Raw genomic sequence first — 24,881 nt, forward strand, 5'->3', positions numbered from 1 at the left:
GGGTGAACGATCGCGTCCTCACACGACCAGAACGAGCCGCCCGACGACGAACGCGGCCGCCGCGAGGAACGTCCCGTACTTGAAGTGTCCCTGTGCGGCGGCCGGGTCGGCGAAGGACTCGTACGTGGCGTAGAGCATGACCGCGTCCGCGACCGCGACGAGGACGAGGTACGTCGCCCCGAACGTCCCGAGCAGGTACGGGAGCGGGCTGACGCCGACCGCGACCGCGAGGGTGGCGACGCCGACCCACAGCGACCGTCGTGCGCCGATCGCGACGGGCAGCGTCCGGAGTCCCTCCTCGCGGTCGCCCGCGAGGTCCTCGACGTCCTTGATGACCTCGCGGGTGAACGTCGAGAGCGCCGCCAGCACGGCCAACACCAGCGGGGCGTCGAGGCTCCCGACGGCCGCCCCCCCGAAGAGGAACGTCGAGCCGACGAGGTAGGAGACGAGCGCGTTCCCGAACCCGGGCGTCCCCTTGAACACCGTCGTGTAGGTGACGAGCGCGACGAGGTTGACCGCGGCGATGGCGAGCGCCGCGAGCGGGAGGAGGGCGGCGAACCCGATCGCGAGGCCGAAGAGCGCCGCCGAGAGGACGAGCGCGCCGCGCGGGGAGACGGCCCCGCGCGGGATCGGGCGGTCGGGACGGTTGATCGCGTCGATCTCGCGGTCGAAGTAGTCGTTTATCGCGTTGCCGGCGGCGACCGCGACCGCGGTGGTCGCGACCGCCAGCGCCGTCGGAACGGTCGCCCCCCCGATCCCGGCGACGAACGCGCCCGTGCCCGTCAACACCCCGGCGGCGACGCAGTTCGCCGGCCGCGCCAGCTCCAGTCCCCCGCGTAGCGTGTCTTGCAACTCGTTTCCGTTCACCGGCGCGCGCGACATAAACGACGCGGGATCGGTCGGAGCGACGATGTGGGATCAGCGAGAATGACGACGCGAGACCGACCGGTACGGCGGCGTAGGACCGACCGGGTCGACGATGCGGGACCGACCGGGTCGTCGGTGACACGGGAGGAACGCCGAAGGGTTCGATCCGCTTTCACGTCTCACTAACGTTTATGCCATGAGCCATGGAACGTGCGCACATGGCTAAAGGCCTGGACGTCGGTACGATGAACATCCTCTCGGGTCGACAGGAAGGCTCCGAGACGGTGTTCGTACAGCAGCGCAACTCGTTCGTCGAGATCGAGTACAGCGACATGGCCGAGCAGATGCTCTCCCGAAGCGAGGTCCTCCACATCCGCAAGGACGACAAGGTGTACGTCGTCGGCGACGACGCCCTCAACTTCGCGAACATCTTCAACAAGGAGACGCGTCGACCGATGCAACACGGGATCCTCTCGAGCGACGAGTCCTCGGCGATCCCGATGATCAAGCTCATCACCGAGCAGGTGGTCGGCGAGCCCTCGAAGCCCAACGAGCGGCTGTTCTACTCCAGCCCGGCGGACCCGATCGACTCGCCGCTCACGACGCTGTATCACGAGAAGACGCTCGAGTCGATGCTCGGCGACATGGGGTACGACCCCGAGCCGATCAACGAGGGGATGGCCGTCATCTACTCCGAGCTCGCGGACAACAACTTCACCGGCCTCGGGATCAGCTTCGGCGCGGGGATGACGAACGTCTGTCTGGCGTACTACGCCGTGCCCGTGATGAAGTTCTCCATCGCCCGCGGGGGCGACTGGGTAGACGAGCAGACCGCCCAGGCGACGGGGACGCCCGTCGACAAGGTCACGAGCATCAAGGAGGACGACTTCGAGCTCGACTTCCGGACGGACGTCGGCGGCGTCGAGGGCGCGCTCGCGATCTACTACGAGAACCTGCTCGATTACGTGATCGAGAACATCACCCGCGAGGTCGACGAGGAGGACGTCGAGGAGGGCCTCGACGTGCCCGTCGTCGTCACGGGCGGTACCTCGAGTCCGAACGGCTTCGAGGACCTCTTCGCCGACCACCTCTCGGACGCGAACATCCCGTTCTCGATAAGCGGGGTCCGCTCGCCCGACGAGCCGATGTACAGCGTCGCGAGCGGCGCGCTGGTCGCCGCCCGCTCCGAGGAGGGCGCGGACGAGGACGCCGGGTCCGCCGAGGCGGCCGAGGCGGCTCCCGAGTCCGAGGACTGATCGAACCAAGCCGGGACGGTCCTTATCGGCTCGAGACGGTCCCCACCGGCCGATCCGTCACCGTCCCGACCCTCGCGAGCGTCCGGAATCCCGCGAGTGACGTGGCGGCCACGACCTCCCCACTCCTCGGCAAGATCCGTATTAACACGAACAATTATGAAGGATAGGTGAATAGGAGTGAGCGTGGCATCCGTAGTACACGACTGATCCGCGATCGGACCCCGGGCCGGCGGGCACGATTCCCCCCGGGGACGAGGACCACGAGACGGAGGGCACGGAGGAGGAACTACCGACGGCGGCCGAGGCGGTCGCGCGCTCGGCCGCGACGTTCGACCCGACCGACACCCGGCGGATCCCGAACGGGACCGACGAGTGGAACGGGTACGCGGGGTCGCTCCACGTCGAGGAGTGACCGCGACCGGCGGCTTTTATTCGACCCGGACCGTAGCGCCGCGTGGCCGATGACGATCGACCGCTCCGAGTCGGACTCGGCACCCGACGACGACGAGCCCTATGAGTACCGAGGCCATCGACCCCCGTAGCTCGATATCCCCTTCGACGGGCCGGCGTGACCCGCGTTTCTCACCCACCGACGCCCATCCTGCCGGAATCCATCGTTCCCGCCCGAAAGCCACCGCTAGTCGGTCGAAGACCGGGAGAAGTGAGCCGGGGCGACATCGGATCGGACGAGCGTCAGCGATGACGAAACGGTCGGGGTCGTCCATCGGACGTCCGAGTCGAGCCACGAAGAAACGTGCGACGTCCGCGCCGTCGACACTCCACGTCCGGTCTCGCCGCCTCGCCGGTCGACGTTGAAGACGACGTACGTGGTGGTCCATCGCGGGCACCGCGCAGTGGTAGGTGAACAGCCCGGGGTACGCCGCGCGGAACCGTACCTCCGCCGCATCGTCGCCCGGAACGAGCGTCGTGTCGACGGCCCCGCCGCCGGGGCCGTACACCGCGTGGAAGTCCACGTTGTGGAGGTCGCTGTTGTCGTCGGCCGGCACCTCGAACCGGAGGTTCACGATGTCCCCCCGCCGCACGCGGATCATCGGTCCGGGAACCTGTCCCTCGAAGGTCATGTACTTGAACGTCACGCCGGGCTCGATCTCCGCGACCAACTCCCTCGTGCGGAGCGTCACGCCGTGCTCGCGCGGTTCGTCCCAGTCCACCGGCGCCGGCACGTCGGTCCGATCCGCCGCGATCCGGTCGACGTCCACGTCGCGTGCGGGGTCGAGTTCCATCGATGAACCGAAGAACTACCGTTGGCGGGAGGGGAACATGTTCGGTGGTCCTGTCAGGTGTATGGAGAACGTACCCTAGCACATGGGTGCCATCCCGGGTAATATCGAAACGGACCAACAGCCCCCGATGACGGTCCCATTACGGCATTTCGTCGTCGGTCTCGTCTTTCTCGTAGCGGGGATCGGACTCGGGATCGGCTTACACCTGAACGTCGTTCCGGGACTGGGACGGCTCGCGCACGTTCATCTCCTCTTAGCCGGGTGGATCTGTATCACGATCATGGGAGCGATGACACAGTTCGTCCCCGTCTGGTCGGGTGTGACGTTACACTCGCGACGTCTCGCGAACGTTCAGTTAGGGCTGGTCGTCGTCGGTCTCACCGGGTTCGTTGGCGCGTTTCTCCTGCTCGAGACGACGTGGTTGATCCCGTTCGGGGCGCTCATGCTCGTCGGCTTCTGGACCTTCGCGTACAACATCGTCCGAACCTTCGGTGCGGTCAAGGAGTACGACGTCACCGAACGACGCTTCCTCGGTACGCTCGGATTCCTCCTCGCGTTGACCGTTCTCGGCCTTCTCCTCGCGATCGATTTCACGATACCGACGCTCTCGCGGATCGGGGTGAGCCGACCTGAAGTCGTGAGAGCCCACGCGACGCTCGCGGTCTTCGGTGCCGTTCTGACGACGGTGTACGGAGCGTTGTACCAGCTCGGAACGATGTTCACGCGGACGGAACTGCACGGGATCGATCACCGGCTTCGGGCCGTCGAAGAGGTCGCGCATCCGACCGGCGTGGTCGTGCTCGCTGTCGGTCGGCTCACGACCAACGCCCCCGCGGCACGGATCGGCGGGCTGTTGGTTCTGTTCGCCGCGTCGGCGTTCTGTCTCGTCTTGGCACGGAAACTGTACGAGATGCGAGTCGAATGGACCCCGATGCACACGCGGTACATCGTCGCGGTGGGCGCACTCGTGCTGTGGATCGTCGTCTCGGTGCCGGCCTGGGTATCCGACCCGTTGGCTCGGGGACATCTGCTCGGTGCGGCGAACGCCGGCCACCTACTGCTGTTGGGAGCGATCGGGTTCGTCGTGGTAGGGACGCTTTACCACATCATTCCCTTCGTTATCTGGGTCAACCGATACAGCGATCTGTTGGGACTGGAGGACGTTCCGATGATCGACGACCTCTACGACGACCGGATCGCTGCGATAGACGGGGTGCTGCTCGGAGGGGGTAGCGCACTGATCGTGGGTACGAACCTGCTGGAAGTCGTCGGAACGCCGGCGCTCCTCGGCGGGGTACTAGTGGGTGTCGGCGTCGTGGCGTTCGTGTTCAACATGGCCCTCGTGTTGGTCCGTCACAGCCCCCACTCGATCGATCGGATCGTGCTGGGGTCGTTCTCGCCACGTCGAGCGCGCAGTCTCAAGGAGGCGGACGACTGACGTTTCCCGTCGGAAAAACACGGGGCTCATCCGTTCGAACACGAGCGCCGATCGCACTCGAACGACGAGGGCTACATCCGAACATGTACGGGAGCAGGAGTACCCCTCACGACCTCGAACGGACGGACATGCCCGGCTTTCCGTCCCCCTTCGGATCCGATGACGGCGATCTGTTCGACGGCTACGACGAGTTCGTGTCGGACCACCTCCCGAGACCGGGCGAGTTCCTCGAGTCCCACCACCTACTCACCGGAACGGACCACGTCGCGTTTCACCGACTCACACGCGACTGCTTCGAGGAACGAAAAGTGTACGATATGACGTTCAACTACAACCTCGCCCGGCTGAACCTCGACACGCGTCACGAAAACGCCGGCTACCGTTACGCCGTCGAACGCGACGACGCAGACGACGCCGTCGGATCGGACGATATCGACCGCGTGCTCCGTGCGGAGTTCACGCCGACGACCCCGTTCTGTCCACAGACCCACACGCTGACGATCGGGTCGTTCCGGGCGTGGAACGGTCTCGCCGACGGACACGAATACGAACTCGTTCGCGTCCGTGCAGCGCCGATGCACCATCAGAGCGGGGCGATCAACGAGCAACTCGCCGAACTCGAACGGACCTATCTGGAGACGGGCGACGTGACCGCCGACCCGGAGGGCGGTACCGAGATCGGGTCGAACCCGATGGAACGGTCGATGGAGAACGACGGACCGAGCCGTGGATCGACGGACGCCCCGTTCTGAAGGAGGTTAGCCGGTCGGGACGACGGCCACCGCGTAGTCGGTGACGCGATCCGCGGTCTCGCTCCGAATCCGTCCATCCTCGTCCTCACACGTCCGTCTCCGACAGCGGCGGGGACGAGACAACGGTGTCGTTCGCCCGGTTGGAGGAACGCGTGTTCCCGGGACTGACTCACCGGGGTTCGGACCCAGGTGATGAACATGTTCGGGAAACGGAACGCGGGAGACGGGGGGCGAACTCGGGGTATGGATCGACCACGGCTCACGACGCTTTTGATCTGGTCAGCCGTGGGGACGTACCTGCTCGTCGCGCTCGGTGCGACCGCTGCCACGGACGCCGGCTCCGCGGTCGTCGCGGTTCACCACGCCTCCGCCGTGGTCGTCGGCGTCCTGCTCGCCGTTACGGCTCTTCTCGCCCATCGAACGCCGGTCTCGCGCGGCGTCCGGGTCGGAACGGCCGCGGTGCTGATCGCGTATCTCGCACGGGCCGGCATCGGACTCGCGGACCGAACCGACGTCGTTCCGTTCGACGGGAGGATCCACCTCCCGGGCGGGATCGCGGTCTTCACCGTTCTCCTCGTGACGCTCGCGGTCAGAGTGGAGAGGAACGCGGGCGTGTGGACCGACGACCGCGCGCCGAGCGGTCGTACAGTGCATTCCGTCGACTGCCAGATAGGCCTCAGTGACGCTCGACGCGAGCGCCGTCCCGACCGCCGAACCGTCGCTTTCGGCGGTTGCCTCCTCCGGCGACGGTTCGACGTCGTCCATGTCGTCGAGCCGGCGAGTCACCTCCAAGCAGCCGCGGCAGCGAAACTCGCCGTCGACGTCGGCCGTCCTGACGGGAGGATCAGGGACCGGGAGATCACAGAGTCGACAGTCGGCCATCAGCCGTGGTCGTTCGGCCACCCGGGAGTCGTTATCCACGAACGTGTTCGGGTCTGGTGTTGAAATCCGTCGAGTCACTCTCGTCCGGACGGATCGCGATCGTCTCCCGGAGGAACGCCCTCCGCTCGTCTCGCTGGCTCCCCTTCGTTTCGCTCGCGAGGACGTGGTTACGGCCACTCGAAAGCCGTCGCTTAGGTAGTGAAATGCGGGAAGTGGGCCGGCACGAATTTGAATCGTGGTTACGGCCACCCGAAGGCCGAAGGATACCAAGCTACCCCACCGGCCCGCATCACAAGGGAGGCCGTTCGTTCTTTTAATCCTTCCGAAAACGGGGTGATCGGGTGACCACGATCGACGGGAGACCGAAACTCAATACGACGTGTATCCGTCCGTATCGAGCCAGTTGTGGACGACCGAGACGGTGTGGTCGGCGTGGAGACGCTCGGGACCGACGCGAAGCCGCCGAGCGCACGCGTCCGCGAGGAGCGACGACTCCGTTTCCGAGAAGTCGTGATGGTCCGAGAGGACGAACACCGGATCGTCCGGCGGCTCCGCGTCGACGAGTGGCGCACCCTCCTCGTGGAGCTGGACGAGCGTTCCGGCGGCGGCGAGTCGCTCGAGCGTTGCCGACAGCCCCATCCGACGCAACTCGACGCCGGGGGAGACGTCCGCGGGCATGTGGCCGATCGCGTCCTCGCGGGCGGCGAGCGCGTCACGGACTCGAGCGGCGACGTTCCGCTCGTCCGGATGGAGGTGGCGGAGGGTCGCGGCGTCGAACGTGACGGTGAGCTCGTCGGCACAGACGAGGTGGACCCTGGCGTCCTCGCGGATGCCGTGTGAGAGGAAGACGCCCGTCGACACGCACCGACAGAGGAGGTCGAGCCGGCCCGCGCCGGGGATGTCGGAGAGGGAGATCGCGTCCGGGTCGGTGGGCGCGTCGTGGCCGACGACGACGAACTGGCGCATACGCCTCGGTCCGCCCGAACCGTCATAAGCGACGCGACCGACGGTCGGACGTGAGCGTCACCGGACTCTGTCAGATCTGTGAGAACGCCCCGGCCCGACACGCCTGCCGGTACTGCGGACGACAGGTCTGTAAGGACCACTGGAACGATACGGTCGGCACGTGTACCGGCTGTGCGGAGGTCGGCGGCGGCGACGCCGACCGCAACACCGACCGCGACCGCTTCGACGGGGACGATCCTCCGGAGAGGTTCCGAGTCGACTGAGATCGACGCGACGAGCGACTACCGGTGTCGATTCAGTCGCCGTTTGAGCCGCTTCGCCGAATCGCCGGCGGCCCCGAAGTACGTCGCCTCGTCGTCGGGACGGGTCGCCTCCTCGCCGGCGAAGATGATCCCCCGCGAGGAGTTCACCAGTCCCACGTCGACGTCGATGTCCGGATACGCCGCGAGCCCGTGTTCGACCGCCGCCTCGGCGTCGCCGCCCTGCGCGCCGACGCCGGGAACCAGAAACGGGACCTCCGGGACGATCTCCCTGACCGCCGCGAGCTCGTCGGGCGTCGTCGCGCCGACGACGAGGCCGACGTTGCCGTTCGCGTTCCAGACGTCCGCGAGCGCGGCGACGCGTTCGTACACCGGCTCGCCGGAGGCGAGCTCGAGGTCCTGGAGGTCGCTTCCGCCGGGATTCGACGTTCGGCAGAGCACGAACACGCCCTTCTCCTCCCTATCGAGGAACGGCTGGAGCGAATCGCGACCCATGTACGGGTTCACCGTGATCGCGTCGACCCACTCCAGCACCTCGGCGTACTTCCGGGTGGTGTTGCCGATGTCGGCGCGTTTGGCGTCGAGAAGCACCGGTACGTCCTTGCCGGCCGCGTAGGCGACGGTCTCTCTAAGCGCGCGCCAGCCGTCGGCGTCCTCGTAGAAGGCCGCGTTCGGTTTGTAGCAGGCGGCGTGCTCGTGGGTCGCGTCGATGACGCGTCGGTTGAACGCCCAGCGCGGGAGGTCGGCGTCGGAGAGGAACGCCGGGATCCGGTCCGGATCCGGATCGAGTCCGACCGACACGACGCTGTCGACCCGTTCGATCCGGTCCGCGAGCCGCTCGAAGAAGCGCATACCCGGAGTGGGACGGCGTCCAGACTAAACGTTGTGTTCCGTTCCGGCCGGTCCCGTGGCGGTTCCCGTCCCCCGGAGACGATAGGACGATTCAAACGACATGACGCGCCACACTCGCCGTGACCTGAGGACCGACCCACGGTGGTCAAGGCGGGTGTGTGGCGAGCCGTCGTGGGATGCCGTGCAAGATAGAAACGCCACCTGTTCGCTAGCGTTCGTGGCGCTCGAGCGGCGCTACTCGCCCCAGTTCTCGACGCGCTTCGGACGGTCGGACACCGCCATCACGTCGAGGTCGTCGCCCGCGTGGTCGATCGCCTCGAGCGCCGCGTTCGCGCTCGCGTGCGTCGAGAAGTAGGTTATCTCCTCCTCGACGGCCACCTCCAACAGTTCGCGCTGGCGCGAGACGATGAGGTCGATCTCGCCGCGACGCGCCGCCTCGATGAGGTCGGTCGCCGTGGACAACTGGAAGTGCTCGGAGAAGCCCTCGACGAGCGCCTCGCCCTCGTCCGTGTCGGGATCGGGGAACTCCTCCGCGGAGAGGTCGACCACGGCGGTACCCGACTCGGGGATCGGCTTGCCGGTCGCGTCCTGGGCCTTGTCGTACGCCCTCCCGAACGAGCGAGCGGTGCCCATGACCTCGCCCGTCGACTTCATTTCGGGGCCGAGCCGGGGGTCGGAGCCCGGCAAGCGGTCGAACGGAAGGACGACCTCCTTCACGCTCAGATGCTCCGGGACCTGCTCGTCGACGTCGAGATCGGCGAGCGTGAGGTCGTCGGTCATCACCTTCGCCGCGAGCTTCGCGATCGGGACGCCCGTCGCCTTCGAGACGAACGGAACGGTCCGCGAGGAGCGAGGGTTCGCCTCGAGGACGTACACCTCGGCGATCGTCTCGGGATCGTGAACGCCCGTGACCGCGAGCTGAACGTTGAGCAGTCCGACCGTGTCGAGTGCGCGAGCGATGTCCTCGGTCACCTCGCGAACCCGTTCGAGCGTGTCGTCGTCGAGCGAGCGCGGCGGGATCATACACGCGGAGTCCCCCGAGTGGACGCCCGCGCTCTCGACGTGCTCCATCACGCCGCCGATGAGGACGTCCTCGCCGTCCGCGACCGCGTCGACGTCGAGTTCGACCGCGTCGTCGAGGAACTCGTCGATCAGGATCGGCTTGTCCGGGGAGACCCGGACCGCCTCCTCGATGTACTCCTCCAGTTCGGCGTCGTCGTCGACGACCCGCATCGCACGTCCGCCGAGGACGTAGGAGGGGCGCACGAGTACGGGGTAGCCGATCCGGTGGGCCAGATCGAGCGCCTCCTGTCGGCTCGTGGCCGTGCCGCCCTCGGGCTGTGCGACCCCGATCTCGTCCATCAGGACGTTGAACCGGTCGCGGTCCTCGGCCAGATCCATCGCCTCGACGCTGGTCCCCATGACCTCACAGTCGAGGCCGCGACGCTCGATCTCGTCCTTCAGCGGCTCGCCCACGTTGACGGAGGTTTGGCCGCCGAACTGGACCATCACGCCGTCCGCGCCCGTCGTCTCGATCACGTCGGCGATCTCCTCGGCGGAGATCGGTTCGAAGAAGAGCCCGTCGGAGGTGTCGTAGTCGGTCGAGACGGTCTCGGGGTTGTTGTTGACGACGTGGGCGTCGATCCCGAGTTCGCGGAGCGCGCGGACCGCGTGGACCGCACAGTAGTCGAACTCGACGCCCTGCCCGATCCGGATCGGGCCGCCGCCGACGACGACCACGCTCTCGACGTCCGGATCGACGCGGACCTCGTTCGACGCGCCGGCCGTGTCGGCACCCGCCAGGAACTCGGGGAGCCGCGCGGAGTAGTAGTACGGGGTCGACGCCTCGAACTCGCCCGCACAGGTGTCGACCTGTTTGAAGGTCCGGTCGGGGACCGCGGATTCAACCTCTCCGACCGCCGCCTTCGCGCCGCCGTCACCCGCGACCGCAGCGATCTCGGCGTTCGTCCGGCCGGCCATCGCGGCCGCCGTGAAGTCGCCCTCGGCGGCCGCCGCGGTCGCGTCGGCGACGTTCTCGAACCGCTCGACGTACCACCGGTGGATGTCGGTGAGTTCGACCACGTCGTCGACGCCGTAGCCGCGGTCGAACGCCTCGAACATCGCGTACGGGCGGTCGGGGCTGGGCCGCTCGAGGTACTCCGTCTCGAGTTCCTCGTCCGACACCGCCTCGAAGTCGACGGCGGGATCGTACTCCGAGGAGCGCAGCGCCTTCGTGAGGCTCTCCTCGAACGTCCGGCCGATCGACATCGCCTCGCCGGTCGACTTCATCGCCGTCCCGAGCTCGAAGTCGACGTCGTCGAACTTGTCGATGGGCCAGCGCGGCACCTTCGTCACCACGTAGTCGATGGCGGGCTCGAAGGCGGCCGTCGTCTCGCCGGTGATCTCGTTGTCGATCTCGTGGAGCCGCTTGCCCAGCGCGACCTTCGCGGTGACGCGGGCGATCGGGTAGCCGGTCGCCTTCGACGCGAGCGCCGAGGAGCGCGACACCCGCGGGTTCACTTCCACGACGCGGTACTCCCCGCCGGGGGTGCCGTCGTCGTGCCACGCGAACTGGATGTTACAGCCGCCCTGAATGCCCAGGTCGCGGATGACCTCGAGCGCCGCGTCCCGCATCTCCTGGTGGCCGTCGTCCGGAATGACCTGCGATGGAGTGACGACCGTCGACTCGCCCGTGTGGATCCCCATCGGGTCGATGTTCTCCATGTTACAGATGATGATACACGAGTCGTCGGCGTCGCGCATCACCTCGTACTCGAGCTCGACCCAGCCGGCGATCGATTCGGTGATCAGCACCTCGCTGTTCCGCGAGAGCCGAAGTCCCTTGCGGACGCGCTCGACGAGTTCGTCGAACTCGTGGACGACGCCCGATCCTGACCCGCCGAGGGTGTAGGTGGTCCGGGCGATGACGGGGAGGCCGCCGACCGCGTCGACGGCCTCCTCCACGCGGTCGACGAGGTCCGCCTCGGTCAGCGCGGCGACCGACTCGTCCTCGTCGAGCGAGATGGTCGTCGACTTCGGAACGGGCTGACCGAGGTCCTCCATCCGCTGCCGGAAGAGGTCGCGGTCCTCCGTCGCGTAGATGGTGTCGAGCGGCGTGCCCATCACGTCGACGTCGTACTCCTCGAGGATGCCCTGTTCGGCGAGCTCGGCGGTGACGTTGAGCCCGGTCTGGCCGCCCAGTCCGGCGATGACGCCGTCTGGCTCCTCGATCCGGATGACCTCCGCGATCGCCTCGGGCGTGATCGGTTCGATGTACACTCGATCGGCAGTCTCGGGATCGGTCATGATCGTCGCCGGGTTCGAGTTCACGAGGACGACTCGTGCGCCCTCCTCCTGAAGCGCGCGACACGCCTGCGCCCCGGAGTAGTCGAACTCCGCCGCCTGTCCGATCTGGATCGGCCCGCTACCGATGAGCAGTATGGTGCGGTCCTCGCTCATTATCGCGACGGAGTACGCTCATCGTAATAAGGTCGACGATAAAGTACGAATCTCGCAGGTGATTTGCGATTTTCGCAAGACACACGTCCACACGAGACATGGTATCGGCTCGAACGTCCGCGGCTATCGGTCGTCGTCGGACGGCGCGTTCCGCAGCGCAACGGCTCGTACGCGACGCTGCTCGTGACTACCGCTCCCGGCCGTTCCGGTAGCCGGGATCGCCGGTGAGCGCGGGTCGACCGCTACGTGTTCAACTCGTAGCGGTACGGTCTCCCGGCGATAACGTCCACTTCGCCGCGTTTCGCCCACCGTCCCAACACGGTCGCGACGCGATGCGGGCTGTCGATCCCCTCGGTCTCCTCCAAGAGCGACAGGATCTCCCGCGCCGTCAGCGGCTCCTCGGCGTCGGCGAGCACACCGCGGATCCGCTCGTACTCGTGGGTGTGCATGTGTCTTACGTACGGCCGCCGAGGGTATAGGCTTCAGTGAGACAGGAGTCGGACGCATGTCCGACACACGGGGTCGCTACCGGCCGATCCGGGATGAATCGATGATGCGGTCCCGGCGGGGATCAGGCGTATGGATCCTCGGCCTCGAGGTCGCGTTCCGCACGGTACTGGTCGACGAACGTCCCGACGTCGAACTCCATCATCTCCCGTTCGAACCGCGAGAGGGCGTCGTCGTCCTCGGCGTGACTCACCGCGTGCTCCATCAGCTCGACGACGAGTTCGACGATGACCTCGTGGAGTCGACGGGAGTCGAAGTCCGCCACCCACACCATCGCGTAGCCGACCTCGCCGTCGCCGCTGGCGTCGTGTGTGACGACGGACTCGGGGAACTCCTCCAGTACGACCCCGAGGAGGTGGGGCGTGTCGAACTCGGGCATCTCCTCGCTCGTCGTCTCGATCGCCTCCCGGAGGACGTCGACGAGGAAGTCGGGGAGGAAGCGCTCGGGCGGGTGGACGTCCATCACGACCGCGTGTGTCTCGCCGCAGTCGCACTCGAACTCCCGCATTCCGAGGTCCAACTCGCCGAGGCCGACGGTCTCGCCACACGGCAGCTCCAGCGTGTGGTCGTCGTCGCCGGGGACGCGCGGCTGGGCCATGAAGCGTCTTGGCCGTTGCGGAGGTTAAAAGGCGCGGAAACGGACCCGACCCCGGTAACGACGCGGCCGCGTACCGCGACGATCGCTACTGGAACCCGACTCGACCGCCGGTGTCGCGGAGGGCGTCGCGGCCGCCCCCCTTGAACTCGCGTTCGACCTCCTCGTAGTAGGACATGATGTCCTCGGTGATGGTCGGCCGGACCGACTCCATCGCCCGCCGGAAGTGTTTCATCTCGACCTCCTCGGCGTCGTCGTCGTCGCGGAGCGCCTCGATGGCGGCCTCTCGGGCGATGCCCTCGAGGTCGGAGCCGACGTAGCCGTCCGTGATCTCCGCGACCTCGCGCAGGCTCACGTCGGGCGCGAGCGGGGTGTCGTCCGTGTGGATCTCGAGGATCCGCTCGCGACCCTCCTGGTCGGGCTGACCGATCATCACGAGCCGGTCGAACCGGCCGGACCGGATCAGCGCGGGGTCGATCATGTCCGGTCGGTTGGTCGCGCCGATCACCATGACGTCGCCCATCTCCTCCAATCCGTCGAGCTCGGTCAACAGCTGGTTGACGACCCGCTCGGAGACGTTGTTACCCATCTCCTGGCCGCGCGAGGGCGCGAGGCTGTCGAGCTCGTCGAAGAAGATCACCGTCGGGCTCACCTGCCGGGCCTTCCGGAAGGTCTGGCGGATCGCCTTCTCCGACTCGCCGACCCACTTCGAGAGCAGTTGCGGACCGCGGACCGAGATGAAGTTCGCGTTCGTCTCGTTGGCGACCGCCTTCGCCATCAGCGTCTTTCCGGTCCCCGGCGGTCCGTACAACAGCACGCCCTTCGGCGCCTCCACTCCCATCCGTTCGAACTTCTCCGGGGACGTGAGCGGCCACTCGACGGACTCCTGGACCTGTTGTTTCGCGTCGGTCAGGCCGCCGACGTCCTCCCAGGAGACCTTCGGCAACTCGACGAGGACCTCCCGCATCGCGGAGGGTTCGACCTCCGTGAGCGCGCCCGAGAAGTCGTCGCGTTTGACGATCATCCGGTCGATGAGGCTCGGAGGGACCTCCTCCTCGTCCAGGTCGATCTCGGGGAGGTACCGGCGGAGCGCCTTCATCGCCGCCTCCTTCGTGAGGCTCTCCACGTCGGCGCCGACGAATCCGTGCGTCTCGTCGGCGAGGTGGTCGAGCGAGACGTCGTCCGAGAGCGGCATGCCGCGGGTGTGGATCTGGAGGATCTCCTTGCGGCCGACCTCGTCGGGGACGCCGATCTCGATCTCGCGGTCGAACCGCCCCGGCCGACGGAGCGCGGGGTCGACGCTGTCGACGCGGTTGGTCGCGCCGATCACGACCACCTGTCCGCGGGTCTCCAGGCCGTCCATCATCGTCAGCAGCTGGGCGACGACGCGGCGCTCGACCTCGCCCGTCACGTCCTCGCGTTTCGGCGCGATGGAGTCGAGCTCGTCGATGAAGACGATCGAGGGCGACTCCTCCTTGGCGTCCTCGAAGATCTCGCGGAGCTGCTGTTCGGACTCGCCGTAGTACTTCGAGATGATCTCCGGGCCGGCGATCGAGAAGAACGACGCCGAGGTCTCGTTGGCGACCGCCTTCGCGAGCAGGGTCTTCCCCGTTCCCGGCGGGCCGTGAAGCAGGACGCCCTGCGGGGGCTCGATCCCGAGCTTCGAGAAGATCTGCGGGTGTTTCATCGGGAGCTCGACCATCTCGCGGACGCGCTGGATCTCGCTTTGAAGCCCGCCGATGTCCTCGTAGGTGATCCCGCTTCCGGTCTTCTCGAACCCGGATATCGGCTCCTCGCGGAGTTCGACCTCCGTGTCCTCGGTGATCAGACAGACGCCGTCGGGCTCCGTCTCGACCGCGATGAGCGGGATCGCCTGGCCCGGCGAGCGCATGAACGGGTGGTTCGTCGAGGACATCACGGGCACGATGTCGCGCTCGACGACCGGGCGCTTGAGGATCTGGCGTTTCACCATGCCGGCCGCGTCCGACCCGAACTGGACGGACGCCTCTTCGGGCGGGGCCAAGACGAGCTTGTCGGCCTTCTCCGCTTCGGCCTTCCGGATCGTGACGCGCTCGCCGATGCCGACGTCGGCGTTCTGACGCGTGAACCCGTCGACGCGGACCGTGTCGGTGTTCCAGTCCTGTCGGTCGGCACGCCACACCTTCGCGGCGGTCGTCTCAGCACCCTCGATCTCGATGATGTCTCCGGGCGAGAGCTTGAGGTGGAGCAGGGTGTCGGGGTCGAGCCGCGCGATACCTCGGCCCGAGTCGTTCGGGTACGCCTTCGCCACTTCGAGTTGGACTTCGTTCATGGTTCCTCGCGGGGGATAGCCGTACCTGCACTCGGTTCGGGAATAAGCCTGTTGCTCCGAGGGATCGATCCCGCCGGCCGGGCGATCGATGGCCCGCCCGAGATGCAGTGTGTCATCTTATCTCATGGTAAGCCGTCCTCGTTTAAAACCCCGTCGCCACCGTGCGTTTTCGCCGGGGAAGCGGGTTTCCGTTTGAGCGGCGCGCCGTCGATCCGGTCGCTCAATCCGCCGTCTCGAAGACCGCGACGTCCTCGACGGTCAGTCCGCCCTCCGCCGCCCGCGACTCGCCGGAGACGAGGTCGGTCGCGTCGACCGTCTCGTCGATCCCGACGGTGACGGGTTCGGACCCGAAGTTGAGCAGCACGACGTAGCTCGCGTCCTCGCCCTCACGGCCGAAGGCGACGACGTCGTCGGCGTCGGCCTCGCCGGCCGTCTCGTACTCGACGCGAACGAGGTCGCCGTGGAATCCGAGCGCCGGATGCTCGTCGTGGAGCGCGAGCAGGTCGTCGTAGTGTGACCGCACGTCCTCGCGGGCGTGGTCCCACGCGAGCGGGTCGCGGTTGCCCCGCTGTCCCAGCTCCTGGCCGCCGTAGAGCATCGGGATCCCGGGGAGGGTGAACAGCGCGCCGGCGGCGGCCTTCGCGGCGGCGTCGCCGCACTCGACGACGTATCGCGTCTCGTCGTGGTTCTCTAGATACAGCATGAACGCCGCGTGGTCGGGGAAGCCGGAACTCGTCCGCCCCTCGATCGCGTCGAGGACCGCGTCGGCCGGCTCGTGGCCGCGACCGACCTGCCGGAGGGTGAAATACAGCGTGGTGTCGAAGTGGACGTCGAACATCCCCTCGTGGAAGTCGGCGATGTACGGGATCGTCTCGTCGAGAAGCAGGAACTCGGGGTCGCGCGCCTTGAGCCGCTCCCTCAGTTCCTTCCAGAACGACTCCGGCACCGCCCACGCCATGTCACACCGGAAGCCGTCGGCGACCGCCGCCCACGTGTCGGCCGCGTCGAGGAGGTATCGACGGACCTCGAGGCTGGCGAAATCGAAGTTGGCGATCAGCTCCCAGTCGAAGTAGGTGCCCGGCTCGCCGGACTCCTGCCACTCGTAGCGGTCGCGGTACGGCGAGTCCGGGTTCCCGTAGGCGTCCTGGAACCACTCGTGATCGCGCGCGGAGTGGTTCAGGACGAGGTCGAAGAGCACCCGCATCCCGCGGTCGTGGGCCGCGTCGACGAACGCCTCGTAGTCCTCGCGGTCGCCGAGGTCGTCGGCGATGGAGAGGAAGTCCGTGATGTTGTACCCGTGGGGCGCGCCGTCGTGTTGGAGCACCGGCGTGAGCCACAGCGTGTCAACGCCGAGGTCGTCGAGGTAGTCGAGCCGCTTCTCGAGCGCCTCGAAGGTGGTCTCGGCCTCGTCGTCGTCGGCCGCGTATCCGCGAACGTAGATCTCGTAGAGCGTGGCGTCCTTCGCCCACGCCGGCGGCTCGTTGAGTCGCGTGACGCCGACGTCCTCGCCGTCGCCGAGCCGCTCGACGCTGACCGCGTCGGCGACGCTGTAGCTCGCGCCGACGGCGACCCCGTGGACCCGGACTCGATCGTCGATCGCCGCGAGCGGGATCCGAAGCTCGCGGTCGCCGACCGTCACGTCGCCGCGGGTCACGCCGTCGCGGTCGTCGAGGAGGAACTCCACGTCGAGGTCCCCCGCGTCCCGTGCCGACTCCGGATGCGGCGTCGGCGTCGCGCGAACGATCGCCTCGTCGCCAGCGATCTCCGCGTCGAGCCGGACTCGGGGACGGCCGTCCTCGCTCCCGGCGGGCTCGGTGCGCGCGCCCGACCCGGAGCCGGAGGCGAAGCCGCTTCGTCCCCCGCTCCCGCGAGCAGAGCCGCTCTGGCCACTGTAGCCACTATAGCCGCTGTAGCCGCTTCTCCCGGCGATTCCGGCGGTTCCGGCACCCTCGCCGGTGGGCCTGTGGTCGCCCGGAAAGACCCGGACTGTCAGGTGATGACGTTCCTCGGGGGTCGCAAGCGTGACCCTGTACCGTCCGGGCGTGTCCGGAACGAACTCCTCGACCGCCTCGTCGCCGACGGCCGCCTCGCTCGCGATCGGGGCCTCGGTGACCGACCACCGGTAGGTGGCCTCGGGGTCCGGGTCACGGGGCGCTAACTGTACCACGTCGCCGACGGCGACGAACTGTGGGGGGCCTGGATGGTCCATCGTTACTTCCCGACTCGGCCACTTCGGGCTTAGGTGTTCGGAAATCACAGCCGGTAGACATACTGAACGTCCCTGATCGATGGAGTCGCCGAGAATGGCTCGCTTCGGTGTTTCATCCCCGTTCACGGATCCGTCGTCGTTCTCGAGATCTGATTGATACCGGGTGTAGTGGGGTTCGATCCGTTTCGAACGGCGAACCGGTCACCGGCCGCCGCCGGCGGCGTCGAGTGGAACGGCTCTTTATTCGTCGACCGCGTTCGTGTTCCCATGCGTACGCTCGCTTTCGACGGTCGGACCGGCGCGGCCGGCGACATGATCTGTGCCGCGCTGATCGCGGCCGGTGCCGACGCCGCAGCGCTCGATCCGGTCGAGGAACGGCTCCCCGTCCGCTACGAGGTCGGCGAGACGACGAGAAACGGGATCCGGGCGACGACCGTCGACGTGTTCCTCGAGGAGGAGCGGGACGACACCGACGTTCACGGCCACGACCACGACCACGATCACGCCCACGACGACCACGATCACGCCCACGACGACCACGATCACGCCCACGACGACCACGATCACGCCCACGACGACCACGATCACGGCCACACCCACGCCGAGGGGGCCGGCGTCCACCGGACCTACCCGGAGGTCGTCGACGTCGTCGGGTCGATGGATCTGCCCACGGCGGTCGAGACGACAGCGCTCGACGCCTTCGAACTGCTCGGCCGCGCCGAGGCGTCGACCCACGGCACCGACCTCGAGGACACGGCGTTCCACGAGGTGGGCGCTGACGACGCGGTCGCCGACGTCGTCGGCGCGGCGCTGCTCCTCGACGACCTCGACGTCGACCGCGTCGTCACCACGCCTCTGGCGGCGGGCGGCGGCGGGGTCGAGATGAGCCACGGCGTCTACCCGATCCCGGCTCCGGCAGTCGTCGGGATCGCCGAACGCGCCGGGCTCACTCTGGTCGGCGGCCCGATCGACCGCGAGCTCCTGACGCCGACCGGCGCCGCGATCCTCGGCGCGGTCGCCGAGGGCGTCGACGCGCTTCCGGAGCTTCGCGTCGACGGCGCGGGCTACGGTGCCGGCGACGCGACGTTCGACCGCCACCCGAACGTGATCCGCGCCGTCGTCGGCGAGGGCGGCGGAGGCGGTGACGGCGAGGAGGAGGAAACGCCGGTCGGCGAGCACGGCTCCGAGGGGCTCGTTCACGACGAGATAGCGGTCCTCGAGACCAACCTCGACGACGCCGCGCCGGAGGTGCTCGGCGGCCTCCAGGAGTCGCTCGCGGAGGCGGGCGCCCGCGACGTGACGATCGTGCCGACGACGATGAAGAAGTCGCGACCGGGTCACCTCGTGAAGGTGGTCTGTAAGCCGGCGGACGCGGCGGCGGTGGCCGAGCGGCTCGCCCGGGAGACCGGCACCCTCGGCGTGCGGCAGGGCGGCGCGAGTCACCGGTGGATCGCCGAACGGTCCTTCGAGACCGCGACGCTTCGGATCGACGGAACCGACCACGAGGTGGCGGTGAAGGTGGCTTCGACCGCGGACGGTGAGGTCTACGACGTGAGCGCCGAGTACGACGAGGCGGCCGTGGTCGCCGCCGAGACGGGAGTGCCGGTCCGTGACGTGCTCCAACGGGCGGAGGCGAGGATCCGCGACGAACTCGCCGACCTCGACACGGACGCCGACGCGGGCGAGTGAGTTGGGCGGGTCGGCGAGGAACGGGCGGATCGACGACGCGGTCGGCCGGGTTCGCGGGAGGCGTCCCGGATCCGCGAGTACGACGGGGTCACCGGCGCGAGGACGCCGGACCGCCGACGCGAAGACGACAGGCCTATGACCGACGCCCGGCCACTCGGAGGTAAGCTAACCTATGATCGAGCGTATCCACACGTCGGAGGTCGACCCGGACGCGGACGAGGTCGCGATCGCGGGCCACGTCCACGAGATCCGGGACCTCGGCGGACTGGTGTTCCTCATCGTGCGCGACCGGGAGGGACTCATCCAGGTCGTCTTCAAGGAGGAGCGCGAGCCGGAGCTGTTCGAGGCCGTTCAGGACGCGGGATCCGAGGACGTCGTCCGGATCGTCGGCGAACCCCTCGAGAGCGACCAGGCCCCCGGCGGGGTCGAACTCGCGCCGACCGCGTACGAGGTGCTCGACGAGGCGAACTCGCCGCTCCCGCTGGAGATATCCAAGGACGTCGACGTCGACCTCTCGACCCGGCTCGACAACCGCGCGCTCGACCTCCGCAAGCCGGAGACGCTCGCGGTGTTCTCGCTGCGCTCGAAGCTGATGACCGCGATGGAGGACTGGTTCGACGAGGAGGGGTTCGTCGACATCAAGACGCCGCTGATCTCGAAGGGCGGGGCGGAGGGCGGCGCGGAGCTGTTCCCGATCCTCTACTACGACCGCGACGCGTTCCTCTCCCAGAGCCCGCAGCTCTACAAGCAGATCCTGATGGCGGCCGGCTACGAGGCCGTCTACGAGACCGGCACCGCGTTCCGCGCCGAGGACTTCGCGACCTCCCGACACGTCTCCGAGATCGCGATGTTCGACGTCGAGCTGGCCTACATCGACGACCACCACGACGTGATGGACGTCCAGGAGGAGTCGCTCCGACACGCGGTCCGGACGGTCGCCGAGGAGGCCGAACGCGAACTCGATCTGCTCGACGTCGACCTGACGGTCCCCGAGGAGGACTTCCCGCGGATCACCTTCGACGAGGCGCTCGACCTGCTCGAGACCGAGTTCGGCCACTTCCCCGAGGACCCGACCGACCTCGACACCAAGGGCGAGAAGCTGCTCGGCGAGCACTTCTCCGAGCAGGGCCACCCCGCCTTCTTCGTCGTCGGCTACCCCGACGAGAAGTTCTACTACATGCAGGACGTCGAGGGCGACGACATCGCCTCCCGGAAGTTCGACCTCATCTACGAGGGGCAGGAGCTGTCCTCGGGCGGCCAGCGCGAGCACGACGTCGACCGCATGGTCGAGGTCATGGAGGCGGAGGGCGTCGAGCAGGCGAACTTCGAGTTCTACATCGAGGCGCTGAGCTTCGGGACGCCCCCGCACGGCGGGTACGGGCTCGGGATCGACCGGCTCGTCCAGCAGGTCGCGGGTCTGGACAACATCAAGGAGGCGATCATGTTCCCGCGCGACCCGAACCGGCTGGAGCCGTAGGACCCGAGTTCGCTCGCGGTCCGAGCTCTTTTATCGAATCTCCGTCACGCCGACGCCGCGTCGAGAAGCGCCTCGTACGCCGGCTCGTACCGATCCGCCACGATCGTCGGGTCGCCGCGTTCCTCGCCGGCTACCGCCGGCAGGGGTACCGTCGAGAGCGGTTCGATCATCCCCGTCACCGTCCCCGTGTGCTCCTCGAGGCTTCCCTCCCGGGGACTCCCGGAGGCGACCGCGCGGGCCCTGCGGTACCGGTCGCCGGCGTAGATCCGCGCCCGCCCCGGCTCCACGACGGCCACGGCGTCGTACTCGGCGGACAGCGGCGCGGCGACGTCCCCGTAGGACTCGACGACGACCGGGACCGTCGCGCCGTCGACGCGATCCGCGAGCCGTTCGAAGGCGGGGAGGTACGTCTCGGCGGTCACCGCGTCGAGTTCGGTCACGTCGTCGACGCGGGTCGCCTCGGAGAGCGGGAGGCGTGCCCGAAGCGACTCCGGGATCAGCCCCGCGTCCGCGGCCGGGCCGTTGAGCACGAACCGCGATCCGGTATCGTCGCCGGCGGGGGCGACCCGGTCACAGAGGAAGGTCCGATCCGACTCCCCGAGCATGCCCGTCCGGCCGGGCGTCGGCCGCCACAGGCGGTGGAGCGGATTGATCGACTCCGGAGTGACGGCCCCGTGGCCGGCCACGTCGTCGCCGGCGGCCCTCTCGTCTCCGGCGGCGAGCGCGCGCGTGCTCGCGGCCGCGAGCTTCCGGGCGTCCTTGCCGTACAGCCGCCCGGAACCGGTAGCGATCCGAACGTCGTCGTGGTCGAACCAGTAGTCGTTGCCGGCGCGGGGTTTCACGCCCACCGCGTCGCCGGTTCGCGCCGCGAGCGTCGCGAGCAATCCGGTCGAGAAGGTCGTCTTTCCGGCGTCGACGCGCGCGCCGCCGGCGACGAGCAGGGTCGGAGGATCCCCTCCGGACGGTCCCGCGCTCACCGTCCCTCCACGTCGTCGCCGGCGGCGTCGGCGGCGTCGGTGGCGTCACCCGCGTCCTCGGCGAGCCCGTAGTAACCGGGGGCGTCGTCGGTCGGGGGCTCGGCGACGACCATGTCGTCGCCGTGGACCATCACCCACGGGATCGCCCAGTCGATCAGCACGGCCTCGGTGTCGGCGTCGATCTCGGCGTCGGGATCGAGTCCCTGGAGCAGCCGCCCGATCTCCGGGATCGTGTACAGCAGGTCCGGCTCGAACAGTTCGGCCGGCTCGTAGAAGTCACACGGGAACGTCTCCTCGAAGGCGGATCTCGGTTCCGGCATGTCCGACGCGTAGGGGTGCGGTTCCGTAAACGCTGGCGATGTCCGCCGAGCCCGACGCGCCCGTCGCGTTCGACCGCTTCGACGTGTCCGCCGAACCGTCGCGGCGTTCGGCTGCCTTCATCCCGGTCGGACGGCCGTCGCTGGCGGACGTGGCGGCGCGAAAAAACGTCGGGATTCGACGCGCGAGTCGCGCGTTCCGGCGGGTTACTCGAACAGCTCGACGGCCTGCTCGTAGCGGGCGGACGGCTCCTCCCAGTCGACGACCTCGAAGAAGTTGTCGACGAACTCGCCGCGGGCCGGGCCGTAGTCGTGGTAGTAGGAGTGCTCCCAGACGTCCAGCGCGAGGATCGGGTGGCCGCCCCAGATCGCTCCCTGGTCGTGCTTGTCGACCACGACGTTGCGGAGCTGGTTCGAGAACGTGTCGTACACGAGGAGCGCCCAGCCGCCCGCCGCGGAGGCCGCCGCCTCGAACTCGCCCTTCCAGGCCTCGTACGAGCCGAAGTCCTCCTCGATGCGGTCGGCGAGGTCGCCCTCGGGCTCGTCGCCGCCCTCCGGCGACATGTTCTGCCAGAACAGGTCGTGGAGGATGTGACCCGAGGAGTTGTGGGTCACGTTGCGGATCGCGCCGCCCGACGAGGAGAAGTCGCCCTCCTCGCGGTTGGCCTCGAGCGTCTCCTCGGCCGAGTTCCAGCCGTTTACGTACCCCTGATGGTGGGTGTCGTGGTGCCATTCGAGCACCTGCTCGGAGATGTGCGGTTCAAGGGCGTCGTAATCGTACGGAAGCGGATCGAGTTCGTAGCTCATGACTGTATCACCTGTCTCTAACATGAACAGGAAACCTGTTAAAGATGATGCGGTACCTGATACCACACGTCACTGGACGAGAGTGTTACCGGGATCCCCGAACGTGAACGGTGTGATCGCGGTTCAGGCCGGAATGACCGACCGGTGGAGGGAAACGGGACGGCAGGGACGAAACCACGACGTAATCACTCCTAGTTACAAACGGTTCGGGAGACCGGCGGGTGGTGATGGCACGACACTCGCCCGGTGGGACCCTGCACCGCGTTCGGACGGTGGGACTGGGATTCGAACCCAGGAAGCCGTGAGGCTACCGGTTTTCAAGACCGGCGCAATGGGCCACTCTGCCATCCCACCTCGATATCACGTGTCGTGACCCCCCGACTAAGGGGTGTCGGTGTGGGGCGATTCCGGCGGACCGTTCACCGGAAGAGCCGGAACGACCCCTGGCCGACGACGACCTCCGAGGAGCCGTTCTCGGTCGTGCTCGTCACCGACATCTCGCTGACGCCGATGGAGCCGCCCGACCGGACGACCGTGGCCTCCGCCTCGAGGTCGCCGTTCGCGGGCCGGAGGTAGTTCGTGTTGAGGTTCACCGTCGCCACGCCGCCCGAGAGCGGGTCCTCGAACGCGGTCCGCTGGGCGAGCCCGCCAGCGGTGTCGATCAGCGTCGCCGCGACGCCGCCGTGGATCGTCCGCCCGTCGGCGTTCGTCAGCTTCCGATCGAACGGGATCGACAGCACCATTCGCCCGCGCTCGACGACGTCGACCGACGTGTTCAGCCACGAGAGATACCCGTGCTCCTCCTCGATCCGGCGTTCGATGAGCGACACCGCCTCCGCGGGAAGCGGCTCCATGTCCGCGACGTCCTCTTCGTCCATGTCCCGAGGTCGCCGCCGACCGGTTTGTATCCCGGGGATCCTCACAAACCATCCGTCGATTCATCCGTGATGCCGCGGCAGTCACACCGTGACCTGACGAGCCGTCCGCGGCGGTCGAGGCCGGCGTCCGACACGCCGCCGCGGAGCGGGACAGCGAGTGTCGGCTGTTCGCCAGACGTGCCTCACCGTTCCGATCGTCGGCCGCCGAGTTCCCTCCCCTCGACCGTCCAATGCCGGCCGTCGAACGCTCATCCGACGCCGAGTCGGATCGGATCGTCGCTCCGCTCGATCCCGACGGTGACGGCGTCGCCGACCGCGAACTCGTGGTCCGGATGGACGACCTTCGCGCCGTAGTCGCCGTCGCGGGCCGCGAACAGCGACAGCCCAGTGACGCGCGTTCCGTTCACGGTCACGTCGATCGGCTTCCACTCGATCCCCCGGTCGGTCGCGCTGCCGACGCGGGTTCCCCACAACGAGACGGTCCCGTCGGGGTCGACGGCCGTGAACGAGCCGCCGCCCGCGTAGTGAGCCAGCCCGCCGTCGAGGGGAACGCCCTCGTCGCTCGCGATCGCCGCGAACCGCTGGCCGGGAGCCGGGTGAGTCGGCGCGTCCAACACGACGTGGCTCGGTCCGCGCTCGACGACGGTCCCGGTTCCGTCCCAGGGAACGCTCGCGACGCTCACGTCCACGTCGACCGGGAGCGACCCGCTCGCTCGAAGCGCGTTCGTCCCCGGCGACCGGAAGCCGAGATGGACGTGGTCGTCGACCCACCGGCCGAAGAAGCCGGAACGCGTCATCGGTCCCAGCGAGTCGCCGACGGCGACGCGATCGCCCGGATCCACGCTCGGGATCACGTGAAGGACGCGCGCGACGGTTCCCGGTTCCGCACCCGTTCGGCGGCACCACTCCTCGTCGAGGTCGACGACGATCAGATGGTCCTTCGACGCGGCGTACGATCGGTCCGGACAGCCGACGGTGTGCGTCTCCCGGACGACGCCGGAAACGGGTGAGACCCCTTCCTCGCCGACCGGATAGAGATCGATCGCGCGTCCGGCGTCGTGTGCCGGATACGGGGAGTTGAACCGTGAGAATCGACGGTACCGGGAGACGATCCCGGACGGGAGTCGGATCGACATCG

At 68.0% G+C, this 24,881-nt stretch carries 20 protein-coding genes, 2 tRNA genes and 1 pseudogene; 7 read left to right on the forward strand and 16 right to left on the reverse strand.

Annotated features, from left to right (window positions below):
• Positions 1-18 precede the first annotated feature (18 nt).
• On the reverse strand, positions 19-852 hold the full coding sequence (locus tag EAO78_RS02150; RefSeq protein WP_122104518.1) for a geranylgeranylglycerol-phosphate geranylgeranyltransferase: 834 nt from the start codon (positions 850-852) through the stop codon (positions 19-21).
• 233 nt (positions 853-1,085) lie between these two features.
• Between EAO78_RS02150 and EAO78_RS02155 the strand changes: the two genes are divergently transcribed.
• Positions 1,086-2,123 carry a disk-shape morphogenesis protein volactin gene (locus EAO78_RS02155; RefSeq protein WP_122104227.1) on the forward strand — a complete coding sequence of 346 codons (1,038 nt, stop codon included), beginning with the start codon at positions 1,086-1,088 and terminating at the stop codon, positions 2,121-2,123.
• Between the two features lie 824 nt (positions 2,124-2,947).
• On the opposite strand, the pseudogene EAO78_RS18710 reads toward EAO78_RS02155, so the two are convergent.
• Positions 2,948-3,361, reverse strand: a pseudogene (locus EAO78_RS18710) (multicopper oxidase domain-containing protein); the annotation flags it as partial.
• Between the two features lie 133 nt (positions 3,362-3,494).
• On the opposite strand from EAO78_RS18710, the gene EAO78_RS02165 reads away from it, so the two are divergent.
• The 3 genes from EAO78_RS02165 to EAO78_RS02175 all read left to right on the forward strand — a co-directional run bounded on the left by EAO78_RS02165 (position 3,495) and on the right by EAO78_RS02175 (position 6,502).
• A complete protein-coding gene (locus EAO78_RS02165; protein WP_379747843.1) occupies positions 3,495-4,805 on the forward strand; it encodes a hypothetical protein in 1,311 nt (436 codons plus the stop codon).
• Between the two features lie 128 nt (positions 4,806-4,933).
• Entirely contained in the window at positions 4,934-5,557 is a 624-nt protein-coding gene (locus EAO78_RS02170) for a hypothetical protein (protein ID WP_122104229.1), read from the forward strand.
• Between the two features lie 243 nt (positions 5,558-5,800).
• Complete coding sequence (locus EAO78_RS02175) at positions 5,801-6,502, forward strand: hypothetical protein (protein ID WP_136516476.1); 702 nt, start codon at positions 5,801-5,803, stop codon at positions 6,500-6,502.
• 150 nt (positions 6,503-6,652) lie between these two features.
• Here EAO78_RS02175 and EAO78_RS02180 read toward each other — a convergent pair.
• Together EAO78_RS02180 and trmY are read right to left on the reverse strand one after the other, a co-directional pair.
• Positions 6,653-6,725: transfer RNA gene (locus tag EAO78_RS02180), tRNA-Pro, on the reverse strand.
• Positions 6,726-6,808: 83 nt separating this feature from the next.
• Positions 6,809-7,405: a tRNA (pseudouridine(54)-N(1))-methyltransferase TrmY gene (gene trmY / locus EAO78_RS02185; RefSeq protein ID WP_122104231.1), complete on the reverse strand. Its 597-nt coding sequence runs from the start codon at positions 7,403-7,405 to the stop codon at positions 6,809-6,811.
• A 50-nt stretch (positions 7,406-7,455) separates the two neighbouring features.
• On the opposite strand from trmY, the gene EAO78_RS02190 reads away from it, so the two are divergent.
• Positions 7,456-7,668, forward strand: a complete 213-nt coding sequence (locus EAO78_RS02190; RefSeq protein ID WP_122104232.1) for a hypothetical protein — start codon at positions 7,456-7,458, stop codon at positions 7,666-7,668.
• An 18-nt stretch (positions 7,669-7,686) separates the two neighbouring features.
• Here the strand turns inward: EAO78_RS02190 and pyrF are convergent, their stop codons facing one another.
• From pyrF to malA, 6 genes are all read right to left on the reverse strand, one after another.
• The gene (gene pyrF, locus EAO78_RS02195) at positions 7,687-8,517 is read right to left on the reverse strand and encodes an orotidine-5'-phosphate decarboxylase (protein WP_122104233.1); all 831 of its coding nucleotides are present in this window, start codon (positions 8,515-8,517) and stop codon (positions 7,687-7,689) included.
• Between the two features lie 234 nt (positions 8,518-8,751).
• Positions 8,752-11,976 carry a carbamoyl-phosphate synthase large subunit gene (carB, locus tag EAO78_RS02200; protein ID WP_122104234.1) on the reverse strand — a complete coding sequence of 1,075 codons (3,225 nt, stop codon included), beginning with the start codon at positions 11,974-11,976 and terminating at the stop codon, positions 8,752-8,754.
• Between the two features lie 242 nt (positions 11,977-12,218).
• Entirely contained in the window at positions 12,219-12,425 is a 207-nt protein-coding gene (locus EAO78_RS02205; RefSeq protein ID WP_122104235.1) for a hypothetical protein, read from the reverse strand.
• Positions 12,426-12,547: 122 nt separating this feature from the next.
• Positions 12,548-13,081 carry a DUF5815 family protein gene (locus EAO78_RS02210; RefSeq protein WP_122104236.1) on the reverse strand — a complete coding sequence of 178 codons (534 nt, stop codon included), beginning with the start codon at positions 13,079-13,081 and terminating at the stop codon, positions 12,548-12,550.
• 85 nt (positions 13,082-13,166) lie between these two features.
• Entirely contained in the window at positions 13,167-15,389 is a 2,223-nt protein-coding gene (locus EAO78_RS02215; protein WP_122104237.1) for a CDC48 family AAA ATPase, read from the reverse strand.
• A gap of 220 nt (positions 15,390-15,609) precedes the next feature.
• A complete protein-coding gene (gene malA, locus EAO78_RS02220; RefSeq protein ID WP_122104238.1) occupies positions 15,610-17,598 on the reverse strand; it encodes an alpha-amylase MalA in 1,989 nt (662 codons plus the stop codon).
• Positions 17,599-17,865: 267 nt separating this feature from the next.
• Between malA and larC the strand changes: the two genes are divergently transcribed.
• Positions 17,866-19,287, forward strand: a complete 1,422-nt coding sequence (gene larC / locus EAO78_RS02225) for a nickel pincer cofactor biosynthesis protein LarC (RefSeq protein ID WP_122104519.1) — start codon at positions 17,866-17,868, stop codon at positions 19,285-19,287.
• Positions 19,288-19,459: 172 nt separating this feature from the next.
• Positions 19,460-20,764: an aspartate--tRNA(Asn) ligase gene (gene aspS / locus EAO78_RS02230; RefSeq protein WP_122104239.1), complete on the forward strand. Its 1,305-nt coding sequence runs from the start codon at positions 19,460-19,462 to the stop codon at positions 20,762-20,764.
• A gap of 44 nt (positions 20,765-20,808) precedes the next feature.
• Here aspS and EAO78_RS02235 read toward each other — a convergent pair whose 3' ends face one another.
• From EAO78_RS02235 to EAO78_RS02260, 6 genes are all read right to left on the reverse strand, one after another.
• A complete protein-coding gene (locus tag EAO78_RS02235) occupies positions 20,809-21,741 on the reverse strand; it encodes an ATPase (RefSeq protein ID WP_122104240.1) in 933 nt (310 codons plus the stop codon).
• On the reverse strand, positions 21,738-22,061 hold the full coding sequence (locus EAO78_RS02240) for a DUF5827 family protein (RefSeq protein ID WP_122104241.1): 324 nt from the start codon (positions 22,059-22,061) through the stop codon (positions 21,738-21,740). The genes EAO78_RS02235 and EAO78_RS02240 overlap by 4 nt, the downstream gene beginning before the upstream one ends.
• A 204-nt stretch (positions 22,062-22,265) precedes the next feature.
• On the reverse strand, positions 22,266-22,865 hold the full coding sequence (sod, locus tag EAO78_RS02245) for a superoxide dismutase (protein ID WP_122104242.1): 600 nt from the start codon (positions 22,863-22,865) through the stop codon (positions 22,266-22,268).
• A 270-nt stretch (positions 22,866-23,135) separates the two neighbouring features.
• A tRNA-Ser gene (locus EAO78_RS02250) sits at positions 23,136-23,219 on the reverse strand.
• A 65-nt stretch (positions 23,220-23,284) separates the two neighbouring features.
• A complete protein-coding gene (locus tag EAO78_RS02255; protein WP_122104243.1) occupies positions 23,285-23,743 on the reverse strand; it encodes a PaaI family thioesterase in 459 nt (152 codons plus the stop codon).
• 248 nt (positions 23,744-23,991) lie between these two features.
• Entirely contained in the window at positions 23,992-24,879 is an 888-nt protein-coding gene (locus tag EAO78_RS02260; protein WP_122104520.1) for a hypothetical protein, read from the reverse strand.
• Positions 24,880-24,881: the final 2 nt, after the last annotated feature.

This window comes from Halobellus captivus, assembly GCF_003697845.1.
GTDB lineage: Archaea > Halobacteriota > Halobacteria > Halobacteriales > Haloferacaceae > Halorubrum > Halorubrum glutamatedens.